Here is an 18955-nt window from a genome sequence, read left to right on the forward strand (position 1 = left end):
CTCAGCCTCCGGCGAGCTTCAGCTTGTCGTTGATCCGCTTGTCGACCCCGGCCAGCCCGGCGTCGAGGTCGCTCACCGCGCCCTTCTCCCACTGGGTGAGGAACGTGGAGAAGGCGTCCTGGTTGAAGACGCTGTTGACGTTCGCGGCCAGCGTCGAGGTCTTCGGGTGGGCGAAGATGTCGAGGAACGTGCTGAAGTTGGCGTCCCTGGCCAGGTCCGGGTGCTCCATGGCGGCCTTGGTGGTGGGCACGTTGCGCAGCGCGTTCGACAGCGTCACCAGCGACTCGGTGTCGGTGGTCAGGTGCTTGACCAGCTCCCAGGCGTGCTGCGGGTGCTTGGCGCCGCGCGGCACGCCGATCACGGTCCCGGCGGTGAAGCCGCTGCCGTACAGCTCGGGCTTGTCGTCGGCGACGGGCAGCGGCGCGGTGCCGTAGTCCATGTCCTTGGCGTCGGGATCGGCGGCGATCATGGCGTTGCGCCACTCGCCGTCGAGCACCATGGCGACCTTGCCTTCGAAGAACGGGTGCTCGGCGCCCCACTCGTCGCCCAGGCCCTTGCGGAACTTCTCCAGCTTGTCGTAGCCGTACCAGTCGACGAGCTCCTTCTGCCAGCGCAGGAGCTGCTTCCACGCCGGGTCGGAGCCGATCGCCGAGGTGCCGTCGGGGTTGTACCACTTCGCGCCGACCATCGGGCCGAGGTGGCTGGGGGAGTTCTCGTAGTACTGGAAGCTCGGGATGAACCCGGCGACCTTGATGGTGCCGTCGGCGTCGCGGACGGTGAGCTTCTTGGTCAGCTCGGTCAGCTCCGACAGCGTCTTCGGCGGCTGCTCGCCCTTCATCAGCGCCTTGTTGTAGTAGAGCCCGTACGCGTCGGCGAGCAGCGGCATCGTGCACCGCTTGCCCTCGAACTCGGTGTAGGCCCGGGAGGCGGCCGGCAGCACGGTCAGGTCGATGCCGTCCTGCTCGATGACCGGGGTCAGGTCCTGGAACGCGCCGGACTTGCACCACTGGGCGACGTTGTCCGTGGTGAACGAGGCGGCCACGTCGGGCGCCTTGCCGCCGCGGATCGCCTGGGTGATCTGGTCGTCCTGGATGCCCTTCTTGGTCACGACCTTGATCTGCGGGAACTTCGCGGTGAAGGCGGTGACGGCCTCCTCGAACGCCTTCGTCTCGACGTCGGTGGAGAAGCCGTGCCACAGCTCCAGCGTGGCGGGGGGCAGGGTGGCGGCGGCCGGTCCGGTGCCGCTCGCGGTGGGCTTGGGCTGGGCGCCGAGCGACGGCGGCGCCTCCTTGCCCGCGGTGCATGCGGTCAGCGACAGGGCCAGTAACCCGGCCACCGCGAGAGGGACGAAGCGCACGGAGGTCTCCTATGAGCCGGGGAGTTAGTAAAGACTCCTAACTTTGAATGGGACCGTAGGCGGCGGAATCGGCGCGGTCAAGGCCCGAAACCAACTCGTGATGCCACTGCTTCTGGTTTGAGGGGCAGGAACCCTAACTAACTCTCCAGGGCGGCGATGACCGGCCACACGTGCGCGTTGAGCTCGGCGATCAGCGCCTCCAGCGCGGCCTGCGCGTCACCCAGGTTCGGCAGCCCGCCCGCGCGCGGCCGGGTTGGCACCGGCAGCCGGCCGGTGTCGAGCGGCAGCCGCAGCTCCAGCGACCACAGCGCGGCCTTGCGGTCGTACGGAGGCACGGCGAACGACTGGTCAGCGGCCATCGAGGTGCCCGTCGAGGTGCCCGTCGAGGTGCCCATCGAGCTGTCCGGGGGCTGCCAGTCCTGCCAGCCGCCGGGCAGCTCGACCTGCTGGGGCGCGGCCAGCTCGACCACGGCCAGCAGCAGCGCCGTGCCCTCCGGCCGGTGGCAGGTGGCGTCGAGCACGCGCGGATGGCGGCGCACGTACGGCGGGTCGGCGACCGGGCCGGTGGCCAGCTCCCAGGCGGCCAGCGCGTAGTGCACCGGGTCGAGCCCGACGCCGCCCGCCTCCGGCTCGTCCCCGGTCGCGGCGAACGCCGTCCGCCAGGCGGCCAGCCGCTCCCCGTACAGCTCCTGAAGGGGCTCGCCGTGCGCGAACCCGGCCTCGATCCAGAAGGCGGTCGCGGGCATGTCGTGCGGCATCGTCGGTCCCAGGTCGGTCGGGCAGGCTCTTCCACCAGTCCGTCTACCCAGGTCAGACCCCTTCAGGCGGGGGAGGGGAGGTCAACCCCCTTCAGGCGGGGGCGGGAAGGTCGGACGCCCTTCAGACGGGAGGAGGGGGTCACCTGGCCTTCAGGCGGGCGCCCGTCGTCACGGGGAGCAGGTGGCGAGCATGTCCGTCAGGGCCGACTTCTCCGCCTCGGTGACGCGGAGCCCGTAGTGGTGCTTCACGCCGATCCAGGCGCGGGCGTAGGTGCACCAGTAGGCGGTGCGCGGCGGGCGCCAGGTGACCGGGGTGCGGCCGCCCTTGTCGAGGTTGACCGACTCGCTGACGACGACCAGCTCGGGGCGGGTGAGGTCGTTGGCGAAGGCCCGGCGCCGCTCGGGGCTCCACGCGTCCGCCCCCGACCGCCAGGCGTTGGCCAGCGGCACCACATGGTCCACGTCGATCTGGTCGGAGCTGGTCAGCGTCCGGCCGTCGTACGGGCTCTCCCACGTGCCGGCGACGGGCCGGCAGTCGGCGTCGGCCTGGACGCCGTGGCCGTCGCGCAGCAGGACCGTCTCGCGGGTGTCGCAGGCGCCCTCCTGGGCGGCCCACTCCGGCATGAACGAGCTGTGGCTGTAGCCCGCCAGCGAGCCGCGCTGCCCTACGGTGAGCGCGTCGAGCTGCTCGCGCGCCTGGCCGGCGGTGGCCAGGCCGGGCAGCCTGCCGTGGTCGGCGAGCGCCGAGGCCGCCTGGCCGGGAAGCGCGTGGGCCGGGAGCGCGTGGATGGGGAGCGCGTGGACGGGGAGCGCGTGGACGGGGAGCGCGTGGACGGGGAGCGCGTGGACGGGGAGCGCGTGGACGGGGAGTGCGTGGACGGGGAGCAGGAGTGCCGTGGCGGCCAGGGCGCACGCGAGCCGCCGGGCCCGCCGCCCGCCGTGGTGGCCGTCGCGGCGTTCGATGAGCAGACGCTGCGCCATGCCCTGGTCCTCCCGAGGCTCGTGGGTGCTACCGGCGTGACGATAGCGAGGGTTGCGGTCACGGAACGTGTCAGTGGCGACTTGCGGTGATATGTCGCCGGGGGTCGCGCGGCGGAGGGGTATGCCGCCGCGCGAAAGGCTCCCGTGACGGGCCGGGACCGGGGCCCCGGCCCGTCACCGGCTCACAGGCCGAGCAGGCCGCCGAGCAGCCCCCGGCCGCCCCGGTCGCCGGGGTAGTGGCCGGTGTAGCTGTTGTAGCCCGTGTAGCAGTGGAGGCCGCCGTAGCGCGACCACAGGTCGCAGTGGTCCCAGTGCGACCCCGCCGGGTTCGCGGCCTCGGCGCCGGCCGCCGGGGCGGCGGCGAGCGCCACCGTCCCGGCCCCGGCGAGCGCGACGGCGATGGTGAGGAGCTTGGCAGCGGTACGAGTGAACATGTGGTTCCTTCCTGGTCCGGATGTCATCGGGTGAAGAGGGCGTAGCCCCCGCGCTCCCGCACGCAGCTGTAGTCGGTGGCGTCGGTGAACAGCACCAGCGCCTGGCCGCTCTGGCCGCACAGCCAGCCGGTCGGGAACTGGCCGACGTAGCGCCAGTGCCGCCCGTCCCCGTACGGGTCGGCCTGCGCGGCCACGGGCGCGAACATGAGGAGCGCCGCGACGGCCGCGCCGACCGTCGCCGTGCGTCGAATTGCCGTCCTGCTTTTCATGGATCCTCCTGAACGGCGGGCGGTCCCGACTGGCCTGCGGGCCACCCTCCGGCGTGCATCGTTCCTGCGGTTTCTCGTCGCGGGTCAGGTCATAGGCGGCCTCCTCGGCCGGGACGGACGGATCAGGGGGGCGGATCAGGGGGGCGGATCAGGGGAGCTCACGGGGGAGCCAGGGCGAGCACCACGTTGTGCCCCCCGAAACCGAAGGAGTTGCTCAGCGCGAGCCCGGTCCCCAGCGGGCGCGGCGAGCCGGTCACGACGTCGAGGTCGATCTCCGGGTCCTGGACGTCGAGGTTGGCGGTGGGCGGGATCAGCCCCTCGCGCAGGGACAGCGCGGCGCAGGCGGCCTCCACGGCGCCCGCGCCCGCGATCAGGTGGCCCAGCGTGCCCTTGAGCGAGGTGACCGGCACCCCGTGGGGCAGCACCCGGCGGATGACCCTGCTCTCGGCGGCGTCGTTGAGCACGGTCCCGGTGCCGTGGGCGTTGACGTGGCCGACGTCGCCTGGCCCGGCGCCCGCGTCGCTCAGCGCCAGCCGCACCGCCCGCTCGGCCCCGGCGCCGCCCGGGTCGGGGGCCGTGGGATGGTGGGCGTCGTCGGTCGCCGCGCAACCGGCGACCACGGCGTACGGGCGGCCGGCGCGGGCCCGGGCGTCGCCGAGGCGTTCGAGCACCAGCATGCCCGCGCCCTCCGCCATGACGAACCCGTCCCGGGCGGCCTCGAACGGGCGGGACGCCCCGGCGGGGTCCTCGCGGCGGCGCGACAGGGCGCCGAGCCGGTCGAAGCCGGAGATCACCATCGGGCTGATGTCGCAGGTCGCGCCCCCGGCGATGATGACGTCGGCGGCGTCGGACCGCAGGAGCTCGCGGGCCAGGTGCAGGGCCATCGCGCCCGACGCGCACGCCGCCGCGACCGCGAGGCAGGGCCCGCCGGCGCCGAGGGCGATGGCGATCTCCCCGGCGGCCATGTTCGGCAGCACCCGCGTCATCGCCAGCGGCGGCACCTTGCGCGGCCCGCCCTCCAGCATCCGCCGCTGGGCCTCCTCCCAGCTCGGCATGCCGCCGATGCTGGTGCCGACGATCACCCCGACGCGGCTGCCCTCCCAGGCCGCCGTGTCCAGCCCGGCGTCCGTGACCGCCTCGATCGCCGCGGCCATCGCCATCTGGGCGAAGCGGTCCATCCTGCGCGAGACCGGCCCGCCGAGGGTGGCCGCCGCGTCGAAGCCGGGGATCCAGCAGGCGAAGTCCACCGTCAGCCCGGTCAGGGCCGGGTGCGGGCGGGCCGTGGGGCGGCCGTCGCACAGCCCTTTCCAGGTGGCCGCCGTCCCGATCCCCGCCGGGGTGAGCATGCCGATCCCGGTGATGGCGACGTCCGGGCGCGCGGTGCGCCGCCGGCCGGAATGGTGCGTCATCAGCGCCTCTCCTGAATCGCTTCTATGAATTCCGTGCCGGCTGCGGAGTGATTATCGAGTGGGCGGTCATGCCGCTTCCGCCGGCATCGTCAATTTTTCACGCGGGCTCCGGAGCGACAAGAGAATAAGGGCTCGGTTTAGCGGAAGAAATGCCGGAAATGTGCTGGAGGCCAAAGTCCCTGCGGGCTCGCGAAGTCGCCGGTAGTCCCGGTGCACAGGGACTTTCTGCACTTGTCACGCTGTCGAAAGAGTTCCAGAATCACATCAGGAACGACGTGTTATCCATCGGCAGGAGGTAGTCGTGACGGCCGAATCGGTCCCGAAAGGCGGCACACGCGGATCGCGAATAGCCGCGGGTCCCAGGCTCGCCATTCCCGCGCGTATTCTCGCGGTGGGCGCGTACCGGCCCGGGCGAGGTGTCGCCAACGCCGAACTGAGCCGGACCCTGGACACCTCCGACGCCTGGATCGTCAAGCGGACCGGCATCCGACGCCGGTGCGCCGCCTCGCCCGGCGAGACGGTCGTGACCATGGGGGCCGCCGCGGCGGAGAAGGCCCTGGCGGCGGCGGGCCGGAGCGTCGACGCCGTGGACTGCGTCGTGGCGGCCACCATGAGCTACACCGGGCAGAGCCCGTCCGCCGCCGTGCAGATCGCGCGGGAGCTGGGCGCGAAGCGCGTCGGCGCGTTCGACGTCTCCGCGGCCTGCGCCGGCTTCAACTACGCGCTCGACGTGGCCAGGTCGCTGATCGCGGGCGGCTCGGCCAGGCACGTGCTGGTCGTGGCGAGCGAGCGGATGTCGGACCTGGTCGACCCCGGCGACCGCACCACCGCCGTGATCTTCTCCGACGGGGCCGGCGCCGCCCTCGTCGGCGCGTACGGGGAGCCGGGCATCGGGCCGATGACGTGGGGGAGCGACGGGTCGCTGGCGGGCGTGGCGGGACAGGACCTGACCTGGGCGCACTTCCGCGACACCCCCGGCTGCCGGGAGCCGTACTTCCGGATGCGGGGGCCCGAGCTCTACCGGTGGGCGATCAGCGAGATGCCCGCCGTGGCGCTGCGGGCCGTCGACGCGGCGGGCCTCGACCTGGCGGACCTGGCGGCGTTCGTCCCGCACCAGGCCAACCTGCGCATGATCGAGGCGATCGCCGACCGGCTCGGCCTGCCCGGCCACGTGGTCGTGGCGCGTGACGTCGAGGACCAGGGCAACACCTCGGCGGCCTCCATCCCGCTGGCGATCTCGCGGCTGAAGGAGGAAGGCGCCGTGGCGTCCGGGGCTCCGGCGCTTCTGCTCGGTTTCGGCGCGGGGGTCGCTTACGGGGCGCAGGTGATCCGGCTGCCCTGACTCATCCATTTACTGGAGGTAAATCACTAGAGTTGGCGGCTTATGCCGTATTTCAGGCAGCGGGGAGCGGCCGGACACAAAAGCATCTCGAGCCGCACGGGTTCTCTGGCCCGCGCCAGAACCGCGATGTTAAATGCAGTGGGTGGTCTGCCAGGCGTTTCTCGGCGCGGGGGCTAACGGGGCGCGCACGCCACCCGGATTGGAGCCGCATGAGACGACGTCACCATCGCACGAACAAACCCGAAGCGACCGCCGCCCACATGCCCCGCGCGATTCCGTACGGCAGGATCGGACCGGACTTCCGGGGGAAGGCCCCTGCCGCCGGAAGCCGGGAGCGCTCCCGCCGGTCCCCCCGGCACCACGAACGCGCCCGCCGCGGGATCGCGTACGCGACACGCTGCGCGCCGGCGATAGCGCGGGCGCGGGCCCGCAGGCGACGCCGCGCCGCCGCCGGCGGCGCCCAGCGCCCCACGCGGGCGCCGGAGGTGGGGCCCGGGAGGATGGCCGGGCGACACCCCCGCCCGCGTGGCCCGCCTCCCCGGCGACCGGTGACCGCGCCCGCCCGCGGATCGCCTGAGGTGGGGCATCGGTACGGTCCGTCGTCCCCCCGACGGGCACAGACGAGAAAGCAGCCACATGACAGAGAACCAGAGCGCCAGCAGACGCGTGCTGAGCGGCTTCGCGAAGGTGAGTCCATTCAGCGGGGCGCCAAGTGTCTCCTGGTCCCGGTCATCGGCCATCAAGGACATCGAGGAAGCGATCGAGTTCGTGCGCCACGGTCTGACCCGCCAGCGGGAGGCTCTGCGGATCCTGGAGCGGACGCGCGAGCAGATGCTGCACGAGGGGCCCGCCGCCGGGCCCCGCCAAGCGCGCCAGTACGGGAGCCCGGCGCCTACCCCGGTGGCAGGAGCCGAACGGCACGGGCTCACCAGCCAGGAGATCAGGGTCCTCTCACTCATCGGAAGGGGCATGTCGAACAGGCAGATCGCGGGCGCCCTCGACATCGCCGAGAAGACGGTCAAGAACTACGTGCACGCCATCTTCCGCAAGCTCGACGTGCGCAGCCGCACCGAGGCCGCGCTCTTCGCCCTCAGGGAGGGATGGGTGATCGCGGAGGAGTCACGGCTGCGCGACTCCGGCTAGCGGCCGCGATCCGAGCGGGGGCGAGGTCACCCGGGACCTCGCCCCCCACCCGCGCCCCGGCTCCCGTCCCTCCGTGCCCGGCTCAGGGGGTGAGCGGGGCGCCGGCGACGGGCACGACCGGCAGGCAGACCGGGGCGCCGCCGCTGCCGGGCGACAGCGCCTCCTTGACGTAGTGCAGCGCCCTCGGGTCGTAGATCATCGCCAGGTGCTCGGTCAGGTCGATCGCGCACCCGTCCTGCAGCACGATGTTGCGCACCTCGGCCCCCGGCCCCGCCGACAGGAACGTCGACCTGAACGGCGTGGCGATCTCGTCGTAGCGCGTCGCCAGCACCGTGTAGCGCACCCCGGGCATCGTGTCGCCGCCCCGGTTGAGCTGGATCATGAACTCCGACCCGGTCGCCTGCTGCACCGCGGCCCGGCTGATCGCGGCGCCCGCCAGATGCCGCACGCCGAGGACGTCCAGCGTGCTCATCACGCCGGACGCCGTCGTGCCGTGGTGGGTGGCGGCCAGCGACACGAGCTTCGACACCTTGTTGCGCCAGGGCCTGCGCGCGTCGGCGCCGCCTTCGTAACGCAGGTACCAGCGCGGCATCATCCCGCCCTGCGAGTGGCCGACCAGCGCCACCCGGCGGGCGCCCGTGGCCGCCAGCACCCGGTCGACGAACCGGGCCAGCTCGCGCGCCGAGCGCCGGATGTCGCCGGTGCCCTTGAGCGGGCTGCCGGGCGGCGCGCCGTAGTTGATCGCGAAGACGCAGTGGCCGGCCCGCCTGAGCTCGGGCGCCATGTAACGCCAGGAGTCGTACGCGTTGCCGAACGTGCCGTGGACGAGCACCACGGGCTCGGGATGGCGGCGCGACGGGCGGCACGACCAGTCGTTGGCGCCGGGCGGCGGCCGGTCCGGGTCGGTCAGGGAGAGTGCCAGGTGGACGGGGAAGACGCCCCGCAGGTCCGCGGCCCGGGCGGGCGCGGCGGGCAGGGCGGGCACAGCGGTGACGGCGACGGCGGTCGTCGCGGCGACCAGGAGCACGGTGAGGCCGAGGCGCATGACAGGTCCCGGGAAACTCGACGGTTACAGAAAGTAGAGGAATGGTAACCGTAGGTCAATGCCGGGGTGGCATCAGCGCGGCCAGCACCCGCCGGACCCCCGTGGGCCGGGGCGGCGGCCCGGCCGGCGGACCGGAGTCCGCGACGCCGAACCGCGCGTGCAGGCGGGCGAGCGGCGCGGGCGCCCACCAGTTGGCCGTCCCGGTGAGCCGCATGAACGCGGGCACCAGCAGGCCGCGCACCAGCGTCGCGTCCACCAGCACGCTGAGCGCCAGGCCGACCCCGATGATCTTCAGCACCGTGTTCGTGGAGAACGCGAGCACGCCCGTCGACACCGCCACCGCGAGAGCCGCGACGCTCACCAGCCGCCCGGTCCCCGCGATGCCCCTGACCACCGCCGCCGTGTGGTCGCCGGTCGCCCGATGGTGCTCCCGGATGCGCGACAGCAGGAACACCTCGTAGTCCACCGACAGCCCGAACGCCACCGTGACCGTGAGCAGGATGGACACCACCTCCACCTGGTGCGTCATCGTGAAGTCGCCGAGCAGGCCGCGCAGGTGGCCGTCCTGGAAGATCGCGACCAGGGCGCCGCAACTGGCCGTCAGGCTCAGCGCGCCCACGGCGACGGCCTTGACCGACACCAGCACGCCGCCGGTGAACAGGAACAGCAGCATCAGCACCGTGGCCGCGATGAGGCCGCCCGCCAGCGGCAGCCGGTCGCGCAGCGCCCGCAGCGTGTCGACGGCCTGCGGCGTGGGCCCGGCGACGAGCCGCCTGCCCGGCGAGCGCACGTCGCGGACCCGGTCGAGCAGCTCCCGGGCGTCCGCCGACTGGGCGTCGTGCGGGCTCGACACGCTGACCAGCGTCGCCGCGCTGCCGTGGTAAGCCCCGGCGAGCGCCTTCTCCGCCTCCGCCTTCCCGGCCTTCTCCCCGGTCGCCGGCTCGGCCGCGGGTGGGCAGGGGGACTTCTTCGGCGCGTCGCCTCGGTGGTGGACGCCCGTGGCCGTCCGCACGGCGGTCACGTCCGGCAGCGCCGCCAGCCTGCGCGCGTACGTCTCCAGCCGCCGGCACCCGGCGGGCCGCGAGCTGTCCAGGTACGGCAGGACGACGTGCAGGTCACGGTCGAACGGCTGGGCGAAGTCCTGGTGGATGCCGCGCGCCGTCCGGTGGGACTCGGTGCCGGCGGGCAGCACCCGCTCGTCGGCGATCCCGAAGCGCACCCACAGGAACGGGGCCGCCATCAGCAGCAGCACCAGCGCGCACACCCCGCCGACCAGCACCGGCCGCCGCGTCGACAGCGCGGCCACGCGCCGCCAGGCCGCGCTCTCCGGCACCGCGCACCGGTGCCGCGAGCGCCGGAACGCCACCCCGCGCAGCGCCTCCCCGCAGTGGGCGCACCGCTCGGCCCCCTGCCCGAAGCCCAGGACCGGCCGCCGCCGGCCGTTGCGCGCCCTGGCATGCCGCGCGCGTCGCAGCCACGCGATCGGGTCGCCCGCGGTGATGCGCTCGCCGACCACGGCCAGCAGCGCCGGCAGGATCAGCATCGTCGCGGCCGCCGCCATGAGCACCACGACGATCGTCGTCATCGCGAGCGACCGCAGCACGCCCAGGGGCAGCACCAGGAGGTTGGCCGTGGCCAGCGCCACCGTGAGGGCCGAGAACAGCACCGTGTGCCCGGCGCTCGCCATCGCCCGCTCGACCGCCTGTCCCACCGTGCACCCGCGGGCCAGCTCCTCCCGGTAGCGGGTGGTGATGAACAGGCTGTAGTCGATGGCGAGCCCGAGCCCGAGCGCCGTGGTGAGGTTCGGCGCGAACACCGAGACGGGCGTGAACTCGCTGAGCAGCACCAGCGCCGACAGCGTGGCCACGATCGTGAGGCCGCCGATCGCCAGCGGCAGCAGCGCCGCGTGCACCGACCGGAACGCCAGCAGCAGGATGAGCAGGAGCAGCGGCACGGTGACCAGCTCGGCCCGGTGCAGGTCGTCCTTGGCCAGCCGCAGGAACTGCACCGACGCCCACGCCGGCCCGGTCGCCTCCACAGTGAGCGATCCCGCCCGCTCGGCCAGCGCCGGCACGATCCGCTCGGCCGTGCGGGCGGCCCGCGCGTCGTCCCCGGACAGATCCACCCGCATCAGCGCCGACCGGCCGTCGCGGGCGCGCAGCGCCGGATCGCGGGCCGTCCAGTACGACTGCACCCCCGCGACGCCGGGCCGGTCGGCGAGCCAGCGGTCGAGCCGCGTGGCGGACCGGGCGACGGCCGGGGCGTCGACGTCCTCCTTCGCGCTCACCCGCAGCACGAGGTCGGCCGGCTTCACCGGGAAGCGCCGCGCCATCACCGCCTCGGCCCGCGCCGCCTGGGTGCCGCGGACGGTGTAGCCGCCGTTGGACAGCCGGTCGTCGAGCTTCATGGAGGCCAGTCCGAGGACCACGGCGAGCAGCAGGGCGAACGACAGCATGCGGCCCCGGTGTCTCACGCACCAGCGGGCGTAGGCGGCCAGCGCGCCCGCCCGGGGCGGCACCCCCGGCCGCCTCGCCGCCATCGGCCGTGAAGGGAAGCGACTGTGGGTGCTCAAACGTGTCCTCCGGATTTCGGCGGAAGCGGGCCGCACGCCTTTTGCGGCGACAATTAATTCTCCCCGCCGGGCCCGGAAAAGCGACAGGAACAAAGACACCGGGACTTTCGGCAGAATGGCCGGGCCAGGTCACGGATCATAAACTGCGGCCATGACCGAGGAATTCACGCTGGACCAGCTCAACCGAATCGTCGGGGAGGACTCGGACGTCCTGATCTCGCCGGAACAGGCGGGCGCCGCCTTCGCCGACCTGGGCCTCGACTCCCTGGCGCTGGTCGAGCTGGCCGAACGTCTCGTCGACGAATACGACGTGCCCGCCCCCGAGGACGTGTACCGGGACCTGGGCACCCCGGACCTCGTCCTCGACTATGTCAACCGACATCTCGGAAAAGGCAGGCAGGCCGGTGACGAAGAATTCGCGTGCACCTAGCGAGTCGATTCACGCGGACACGGAAGGGGCGCGTAAAGACGTGAGCACCATTTCTGTCAGGAACGAGGACCGCGAGGTGCCGATGGGCCCCGTCGACCGGTTCTTCGTCTCCGGTCTCGGCGGGCAGGTCACCGACGAGACGACCATGTACATCGGCGGGATCGTCCGCATCCCCGGGACTCCGCCCGGCGTCGGCGACCTCCGCCGCCTGGTGGCCGCCCAGGCCCGGCGCGTCCCCGTGCTGAGCTACCGCGTGAACCGCGAGAAGCGCGCCTGGACCGTGTGCGACGGCTTCACACCCGGCGACCACGTGGTGGAGTGCCGGCTGCCGCCCGGGGCCGACGTGACGTCACAGGCCCTGGAGCTGATGGCCCAGCCGTTCCCCGCCGACCGGCCGCCCTGGCGGCTGGCGCTCATCCACGGCTACCCCGAGGCGGGGGAGGAGGAGCAGTACACGCTGTGCTACGCCGCCGACCACGCCTTCCAGGACGGGATGTCGATCAGCGCGACCGTGCACGCGCTGTTCGGCGGCGGCGCCCTGCCCGTGCCGCGGGCCGACGAGTACTTCACCGCGATCCGCCCCCGCCGCTGGCCCGCCCCGTCGGACCTCGCGGTGCCCCTGCGGCGCGTGCCGGTCCTGGAGCAGTTGCGCGGCCCGTTCACCGGCCGGCGCGAGATGCTGACCTTCCGCTTCGACCAGGACGCGCTCAACGCCACCGCCAAGGTGACCGGGGCGACCCGCAACCAGGTGTGCCTGGCGGCGCTGACCGGGGCGCTGCGCGACTGGGCGCCCGCCGAGTGGGCCGCGCCGGTCGGCCCGGGCCGCCGCCGCGGCCTGCCCGTCGCCGTGCCGCTCAGCCTGCGCGCCGGACGCGGTAGCGGATGCCTCGGCAACCAGGTCACCGGCCTGCACATCCACCTGCCGTGCCACCGGCCCTCGCCGGTCGAGCAGCTCGACCGGATCGTCGCGCAGACGACCATGGAACGCCTGCAACGCCACCGCGAGCTGCACCGCGCGCTCCTGCCCCGGCTGCCCTACGCGGCGGTGCGCCCGCTCCTGGCGAGGCTGTTCGACCCGCGCTACACCGCCATGTTCATCACGACTGTGCGGATGGGCCCGCTCCGCCTCGGCGACCTGCCCATCCGGGAAGTCTGGGGCATTCCGCCGCTGCTGCCCGCCCAGCCGCTGATGATCGTGCTCTTCCAGTACCGGGACGGGATCATGCCGTCGCTCCTGTTCGACACCGCCGTGCCGGGCTGCGACCGGCTCGCCGAGCTGTGGAGCCGCCACGTGGGCGTCCTGCACGACGCCGTCACCGCGCCGTCACCGCGCCCTGACGGGCGACCCCGTACTGACGAACCCCCGGAGGAGTCACCGTGGATCTGATCACGTTCGTGCGGGGCGGCCTGCCGGACGAGCCGCACGCGCGGCTGCGCGAGGCGATACCCGCCGCCTTCTTCGGCTACCCGCGCGCCCTGCCGCCGCCGGACCGCCACGCCCTCACCTACGAGCGCTTCCGGCACGCCGGCACCGCCGCGCCGCCCGCCCGGGAGCTCCTGGAGGACCCGCGGGCCCTGTGCGCGCTGCTGGAACGGGCCGCCGTCGCCGACCCGGCGCTCTTCCACGTCATGCTGCTGCACTACACGCTGACGCTGGTGCCGGTCCTGCGCTTCGGCGACGAGCGCACCGAGCCCGTACGGCGGCAGCTCGAGGGAATGGAACGCTTCGGCGTCGTCGCCATGACCGAGGCCGGGCGCAGCAACAGCCACCTGATGCCCGCCACCGTCGCCCGCCTCGACGCCCGCGACGGCTCCTTCGTCCTGACCACCCCCGACCCGGCGGCCGTGAAGTTCCCCACCACGGCGGGCCACCCGGCCGTCCCCAAGCTCCTCACCGTGTACGCCCGCCTGGTCGACGACGAAGGCGACCGGGGCGTCTTCCTCTTCCTGGTGCCCCTCGGCGACGGCTCCGTGCCGGACGGCGTCACGGTGCTGCCCGCCGCCGACAACCACGCGCTGCCCCTGGACTGGGCGGCCGTGCGCTTCGACGGGCTCCGGCTGCCCGCCGGATCGTGGCTGGCGGCGGGCGCGCGCGTCACCGACGCCGGCGTCGTCCACGACCCCCTGGCCGCGACCCGGCCCGCCCTGTCGATGTGCGCGGCCCCGTACGTGTGGCGTGGCGTCATCGCGGCGAGCGCGGCCGTCACCCGCGCCGGCGCCGCCGTGCTGACCCGGCACTCCGCTGGCCGCCCCACACAGGGGCGGCTGGCCCGCGGCCGCCCGCTCATCGAGCACCGCAACCAGCAGGAGGCCGTGCTCACCGCGCTGTCCAGGGCGTACGCGCTGACCGCCGTCGCCAACCACGTCAAGACCGGCGTGACCTGGACGGAAGGCGGCGCCGAATCCGCCCCGATCTGGGCCCCGTGGGCGTCCGTCGACCTGATGCTGCCGCTGCTCAAGGCCGCCGTCACCGCGCTGGCCGAGGAGACGGCCGGCCTGTGCCGCACCCACTGCGGCGCGCCCGGCTTCGTCGCCTCCGGCAGGCTCAACGGCTACCGGGGACTCGCGCACGGCTACATCAGCGCCGGAGGGGACAACCAGCTCATCCTCTTCGACGTCGCGCGCGCCATGGTCGAACGCGACCGCTACGACCCCCCGGAGCCCGCCCAGGCCGCCCTCGACCTGTCGCTCGGCGGCTGCCTCGACGCCGCCCGCGCCCTGGAGACCCGCCTCCTGAACGACCTCGCCGCCCGCGTCGGCGCCCCCGGCCCCTCCGGCGGCTGGGACCCACACCTCCCACAGGCCGCCAGGACCGCGACCGCGCTGGCCGACCGCGTCGTCCTGGAGATCCTCCAGGACGGCCCGCCGCGCCTGCGGCCGCTGCTGAGCTGGTACGCCCTCGACTGGGCGGACCGCCGGGCCGGTCTCCTGCTGGACGAGGGCATCGCCACGCCCCCGCTCATGTCCCGGATCAGGGCGGCCCGCGACGAGCTGCGCGCCGAGCTGATGCCGCTGACCTCCGAGCTGGTCGACGCCTTCGAACTGCCCGAACTGCACGAACCTCCCCTTTGGAGCACCGCATGGACCTCACCGGCAAGTCAGCGCTGATCACCGGCGCCTCGCGCGGCATCGGCCGGGCGATCGCGCTCCGCTTCGCCCAGGCGGGCGCCGACGTCGCCCTGCTCGCCCGCGGCGCGAGCGCGCTGGAGGACGTCGCCGCCCTGGCCGGCAAGCACGGCGTCAGAACCCTCACCCTGCCCTGCGACGCGAGCTCCGTCAGCGCGATCGACGCCGCCTTCGCCCGGGCCGTCGACGGCTTCGGCCACCTGGACATCCTCGTCAACAACGCCGGCTCCGTCGGCGGCGCGGGACCGTTCCTGGACCTCACCGACGAGGACTGGCAGCACGTGCTCGCCGTCGACCTCACGGCGGTCGCCCGGTTCCTGCGGCTGTTCGGGAGGCACGCCACGGCGCGCGGCAGCGGCTCCGTCGTCAACGTCTCCTCCGTCGCGGGGGAGCGCGGCTGCCCGATGCTGTCCCACTACGGGGCGGTCAAGGCCGCCGTGAACTCCCTCACGCGCACGCTCGCCGCCGAATGGGCAGCCTCCGGCGTACGGGTGAACGCCATCCAGCCGGGCTGGGTGGCGACCGACCTGACCGCGTCCTTCCACGGCGACCGGCAGGCGTCCGAGGCGCTGATGCGCGCCGTGCCCGCCCGCCGCTGGGCCACCCCGGAGGAGATCGGCGACGGCGCCCTCTACCTGGCCGGCGACGCCGCCTCGATGGTGACCGGGACGATCCTGACGATCGACGGCGGCATGACCGCCTACAACGGCGGCCCCGCCCTGATCGACCTCCTCGCCCTCGGCCGCATCGACATGCCCTGACCCCCCTCCGAAAGCCCCAGCCCCCCTGAAGGCCCTGCCTCACCGGGGCGCCACCCAGCCCCCTGAAGCCCTTGCCTCCTATGGAGGCGCGTATGAGAGAGGTGAACGGCTTGATCTCCCAACCGGGAATCGGCGTGCTCGGCACCGGCGCCTACGTCCCCGACGCGGTGCGCACCAACGAGGAGGTCGCCGAACGGGCGGGCGTGCCGCCGGAGTGGATCACCGAGCGGACCGGCGTGCTCCGGCGGCACGTCGCCGCCCCCGGCCAGGCGAGCTCGGACCTGGCCGCGCACGCGGTGCGGGCGGCGCTGCGCGACGCCGGGCTGGAGCCGGGCGACCTGGACCTGCTGATCCTGGCGACGTCCACGCCGGACGAGCTCGGCCCGTCGACCGCCTGCCGGGTCCAGGCGGCGCTCGGCGCGGAGAACGCTGTCGCGTTCGACGTCTCGGCGGCGTGCGCGGGCTGGCTGTTCGGCGCCCGGGTCGCGTGCGACTGGCTGCGCGCCGAGCCGAGGGGACGCCATGCCGCCGTCGTCGGCGTGGAGACGTACTCCCGCTTCCTCGACACCGGCGACCGCGCGACGGGGGTGCTGTTCGCGGACGGGGCCGGAGCGGCGATCCTCGGCCGGGTGCCCGGCGGCCACGGGTTCGGCCCGATCACGCTCGGGTCCGACGGCACCCGCGCCGGCGACGTGCTGATCCCCGGCGGCGGCAGCCGGTTCCCGGCCTGCCGCGAGACGCTGGAGCGGGGCCTGCACCTGATCCGCATGGACGGCCGGGCGGTGCGCAAGTTCATCCTGGAGATCTTCCCGCTGGCCGCCGCCGAGGCGCTGCGGAGATCGGGCCTGACCAGGGACGACATCGCGCTGGTCGTCACCCACCAGCCCAACCCGGTGCTGCTCCGGCAGGCGTGCGCCGAGGCCGGGTTCGACCCCGCCCGGCTGGTGATCGTCGCCGACCGGGTGGGCAACATCGGCGCCGGATCGCTGCCCTACGCCCTGGCGGGCGCGCACCGGCAGGGCAGGCTGAGCCCGGGTGACCGGGTGCTCGTCGTCGCGTTCGGCGCGGGGCTGACCTGGGGGAGCGGCGTGCTGACCTGGTCCGCCGGCGGATCGGGGTCGCCTTGACCGGGGCGGCGCAGGCGGGGCCGGTGTTCCTGGTCCCCGGCCAGGGCGGCGACCCGCGCGGCGCGCTGGCGGACGTCCACGACGCATCGCCCGCCGTCCGCGCGGCCTGTGACCAGGTGCTGGACGAGATCGAGGCGGTGATCCCGGACGCCGGGGCGGGGCTGCGCCGGGTGCTGCTCGACCGGTCGCGGTCCGTGCGGATGGAGCCGGGGGTGCCGCAGCTGGCCGGGTACGCGGTGTCGGTCGTCGTGGGCCGGGCGCTGTCGGCGCGGCTGACCCCGTACGCGATCGTCGGGCAGAGCTTCGGCGAGATCGCGGCGCTCGTCTGCGCGGGCGCGTTCGACGTCGCCGACGGCGCCCGCGCGGTGCGCGCGCTCAACGCGGCGTTCCGGCAGGTGGAGGGGCGCGGGGCGATGGTCCTGCTGCCGGAGCTCGGCGAGGAGGCGTGCCTGCGGCTGCTCGCCAGCGCCCGCCTGCCCGAGCTCCGGCTCGCCTGCGTCAACGCGCCGGACCAGACGATCGTGAGCGGCCCCGTCGAGGCGGTCGAGGCGCTGCTGGCGTTCGGCGGGACGCCGATGACCCGGCTCGCCGTCCCCTACGCCTCGCACCACCCCGCGCTCGGCGCGGTCGCCGGGCGTTTCCTGCGGGGGCTGCGCCCGCTGCGGCAGCGTCCGCTGCGGGTGCCGGTCCACTCGCCGGTCCACGGGCGCGCGTACGACGACGGCGAGGACCTGCGCCGGGCCCTGGCCGCCTGTGTGACGCAGCCGGTGCGGCTCCCCGAGACGCTGCGGCGTCTCGGCCCCGGCCTGCGGTACGTCGAGCTGAGCGCCGGGGACGCGGTCACCCGCTGCGTGCGCGCGACCTTGCCTGGCGTCCGCGCGTTCGCCCCGCTGGCCGGTGACCGCGACTGGCTACTGGCCACGGCCGCCACGGGAAGCTGACCGGCTCACCGCCCTCCGGCGAGCAGCCCGTCCAGGTGCGCGGCCAGCCGGGCGGCCGACGGATGGGCCCAGACGGCGGCGGGCGTGAGCGTGATGCCCAGCGCCTTGGCCAGCCGGTGCGCCAGCGCGACCGCGAGCAGGGAGTCGAGCCCGAGGTCGGTGAACATCGCGTGCGCGGGCACGGCCGGGGCCTGCGTGCCCAGCAGCGCGGCCAGGACGCGGACCACCACGTCCTGGACGAGCTGCGTCCTGGCGGGCCCGGGCGGGTGCGCCAGGACGGACTCGGCGTCCACGCCCGGCTCCGCGGCCTCCTGCCCGGCGCCCAGCTCGGCCAGGAGCGGGGCCTGACCGGCGGCGGGGAAGAGCCGGAACATCAGCTCCGGCTGGTAGGCGAACATCCCGGTGTTGACCCGGCCGTGGCGCAGCAGCTCGCCCAGCGCGGCGAACCCCTCCTCGGTGCCGATCGTCGCGAACCCCCGCCCGGCCAGGTCCGTCGCCCGCCCGGCCTCGCCCCACGCGCCCCAGTCGACCGAGAGCGCGGGCAGCCCGCGCCGGTGACGCCAGTGGGCGAAGGCGTCCACCCACGCCCCGGCCGCCGCGTAGCTCGCCTGTCCCGGGTTGCCGAGCATGGCCGCCATCGACGAGAAGATGACGAACCAGTCGAGCGCGGCGCCGGCCGTGGCCTCGTGCAGGTTCTTCACGCCGGTCACCTTGGGGTGCCACACGCGTTCCAGCCGCTCGGGGGTGAGCGAGGTCAGCGGCGCGTCGTCGAGGACCACGGCCGTGTGCAGGACGCCGCGCAGGCGCTCGCCCGCGGCGGCGACCAGGCGGCGCGCGGTGGCGGGGTCGGCGACGTCGCCCCGCACCACCTCCACCTCGCACCCGGCCGCGCGGACCGCCGCCACCGTCGCGCGCTCGCGCTCGCCGAGCTCACCCCGCCCGCCGAGGACGACCCGGCCGGCCCCCGCCTCCGCCAGCCAGCGCGCCGCCTCCAGCCCCAGCCCCCTGGTGCCGCCGGTGACGACGTACGCGCCGCCGCGCCGCACCACGTCGTCCCGCTCGGGCGCCACGACCCGCACGCGCCGCCCGGGCTCGGGGAAGGTGAGCACGATCCGGCCGATGTGGTCGCCGGAGGCCAGCCGCTTCATCGCGGCAGCCGCCTCGGCCAGCGGGAACGCCGTGGTCCGCGGCAGCGGCAGCCGCCCGGCGGCGATCTCGGCGATCGCCTTGACCGCCGGGTCCCGGATGGCCGCCGGCCGC

The 18955-nt window shown here is 74.4% G+C and carries 17 protein-coding genes; 8 read left to right on the plus strand and 9 right to left on the minus strand.

The genetic code is table 11. The features are described 5' to 3' along the window. Nucleotide 1: 1 nt before the first annotated feature. From KME80_RS38090 to KME80_RS38115, 6 genes are all read right to left on the minus strand, one after another. Nucleotides 2–1357 carry an extracellular solute-binding protein gene (locus KME80_RS38090; RefSeq protein ID WP_219513202.1) on the minus strand — a complete coding sequence of 452 codons (1356 nt, stop codon included), beginning with the start codon at nt 1355–1357 and terminating at the stop codon, nt 2–4. Nucleotides 1358–1494: 137 nt separating this feature from the next. Beyond that, nucleotides 1495–2115 (minus strand): hypothetical protein, encoded by a 621-nt coding sequence (locus KME80_RS38095; RefSeq protein WP_219513204.1) that lies wholly within the window; start codon nt 2113–2115, stop codon nt 1495–1497. Between the two features lie 168 nt (nt 2116–2283). Continuing rightward, nucleotides 2284–3096, minus strand: coding sequence for an HNH endonuclease family protein (locus KME80_RS38100; protein ID WP_219513206.1), 813 nt, complete (start codon nt 3094–3096; stop codon nt 2284–2286). Between the two features lie 182 nt (nt 3097–3278). Then, a complete protein-coding gene (locus KME80_RS38105; RefSeq protein WP_219513208.1) occupies nt 3279–3530 on the minus strand; it encodes a hypothetical protein in 252 nt (83 codons plus the stop codon). Between the two features lie 23 nt (nt 3531–3553). Next, complete coding sequence (locus KME80_RS38110) at nt 3554–3799, minus strand: hypothetical protein (RefSeq protein WP_219513210.1); 246 nt, start codon at nt 3797–3799, stop codon at nt 3554–3556. A 158-nt stretch (nt 3800–3957) separates the two neighbouring features. After that, a complete protein-coding gene (locus tag KME80_RS38115) occupies nt 3958–5208 on the minus strand; it encodes a beta-ketoacyl-[acyl-carrier-protein] synthase family protein (RefSeq protein WP_219513212.1) in 1251 nt (416 codons plus the stop codon). Nucleotides 5209–5509: 301 nt separating this feature from the next. On the opposite strand from KME80_RS38115, the gene KME80_RS38120 reads away from it, so the two are divergent. Then, nucleotides 5510–6550 (plus strand): beta-ketoacyl-ACP synthase III, encoded by a 1041-nt coding sequence (locus KME80_RS38120; protein WP_308126097.1) that lies wholly within the window; start codon nt 5510–5512, stop codon nt 6548–6550. A 636-nt stretch (nt 6551–7186) separates the two neighbouring features. Further along, nucleotides 7187–7693: a response regulator transcription factor gene (locus KME80_RS38125; protein ID WP_219513214.1), complete on the plus strand. Its 507-nt coding sequence runs from the start codon at nt 7187–7189 to the stop codon at nt 7691–7693. A gap of 82 nt (nt 7694–7775) precedes the next feature. Here KME80_RS38125 and KME80_RS38130 read toward each other — a convergent pair whose 3' ends face one another. Next, nucleotides 7776–8738 (minus strand): esterase/lipase family protein, encoded by a 963-nt coding sequence (locus KME80_RS38130; protein ID WP_219513230.1) that lies wholly within the window; start codon nt 8736–8738, stop codon nt 7776–7778. 55 nt (nt 8739–8793) lie between these two features. Then, nucleotides 8794–11277 (minus strand): MMPL family transporter, encoded by a 2484-nt coding sequence (locus KME80_RS38135; protein ID WP_219513239.1) that lies wholly within the window; start codon nt 11275–11277, stop codon nt 8794–8796. Nucleotides 11278–11461: 184 nt separating this feature from the next. Here KME80_RS38135 and KME80_RS38140 point away from each other — a divergent pair, with 184 nt between their 5' ends. The 6 genes from KME80_RS38140 to KME80_RS38165 all read left to right on the plus strand — a co-directional run bounded on the left by KME80_RS38140 (nt 11462) and on the right by KME80_RS38165 (nt 17695). Then, entirely contained in the window at nt 11462–11740 is a 279-nt protein-coding gene (locus tag KME80_RS38140) for an acyl carrier protein (RefSeq protein ID WP_219513241.1), read from the plus strand. Nucleotides 11741–11780: 40 nt separating this feature from the next. Next, nucleotides 11781–13127: a WS/DGAT domain-containing protein gene (locus tag KME80_RS38145; RefSeq protein ID WP_219513242.1), complete on the plus strand. Its 1347-nt coding sequence runs from the start codon at nt 11781–11783 to the stop codon at nt 13125–13127. Next, nucleotides 13118–14848 (plus strand): acyl-CoA dehydrogenase family protein, encoded by a 1731-nt coding sequence (locus KME80_RS38150; protein ID WP_219513244.1) that lies wholly within the window; start codon nt 13118–13120, stop codon nt 14846–14848. The genes KME80_RS38145 and KME80_RS38150 overlap by 10 nt, the downstream gene beginning before the upstream one ends. Next, nucleotides 14821–15627 (plus strand): SDR family NAD(P)-dependent oxidoreductase, encoded by an 807-nt coding sequence (locus KME80_RS38155; RefSeq protein ID WP_219513247.1) that lies wholly within the window; start codon nt 14821–14823, stop codon nt 15625–15627. Before KME80_RS38150 ends, KME80_RS38155 begins: the two co-directional genes overlap by 28 nt. Before the next feature lie 92 nt (nt 15628–15719). Further along, the gene (locus KME80_RS38160; protein WP_219513249.1) at nt 15720–16754 is read left to right on the plus strand and encodes a 3-oxoacyl-ACP synthase III family protein; all 1035 of its coding nucleotides are present in this window, start codon (nt 15720–15722) and stop codon (nt 16752–16754) included. Continuing rightward, nucleotides 16751–17695, plus strand: coding sequence for an ACP S-malonyltransferase (locus KME80_RS38165; protein ID WP_219513258.1), 945 nt, complete (start codon nt 16751–16753; stop codon nt 17693–17695). The genes KME80_RS38160 and KME80_RS38165 overlap by 4 nt, the downstream gene beginning before the upstream one ends. A 5-nt stretch (nt 17696–17700) precedes the next feature. Here the strand turns inward: KME80_RS38165 and KME80_RS38170 are convergent. Beyond that, nucleotides 17701–18955 (minus strand): SDR family NAD(P)-dependent oxidoreductase (locus KME80_RS38170; protein ID WP_219513260.1); only part of this gene is annotated, 1255 nt, incomplete at its 5' end.

Origin of the sequence: Nonomuraea ceibae (assembly GCF_019396325.1) — a bacterium.
Classification (GTDB): domain Bacteria; phylum Actinomycetota; class Actinomycetes; order Streptosporangiales; family Streptosporangiaceae; genus Nonomuraea; species Nonomuraea ceibae.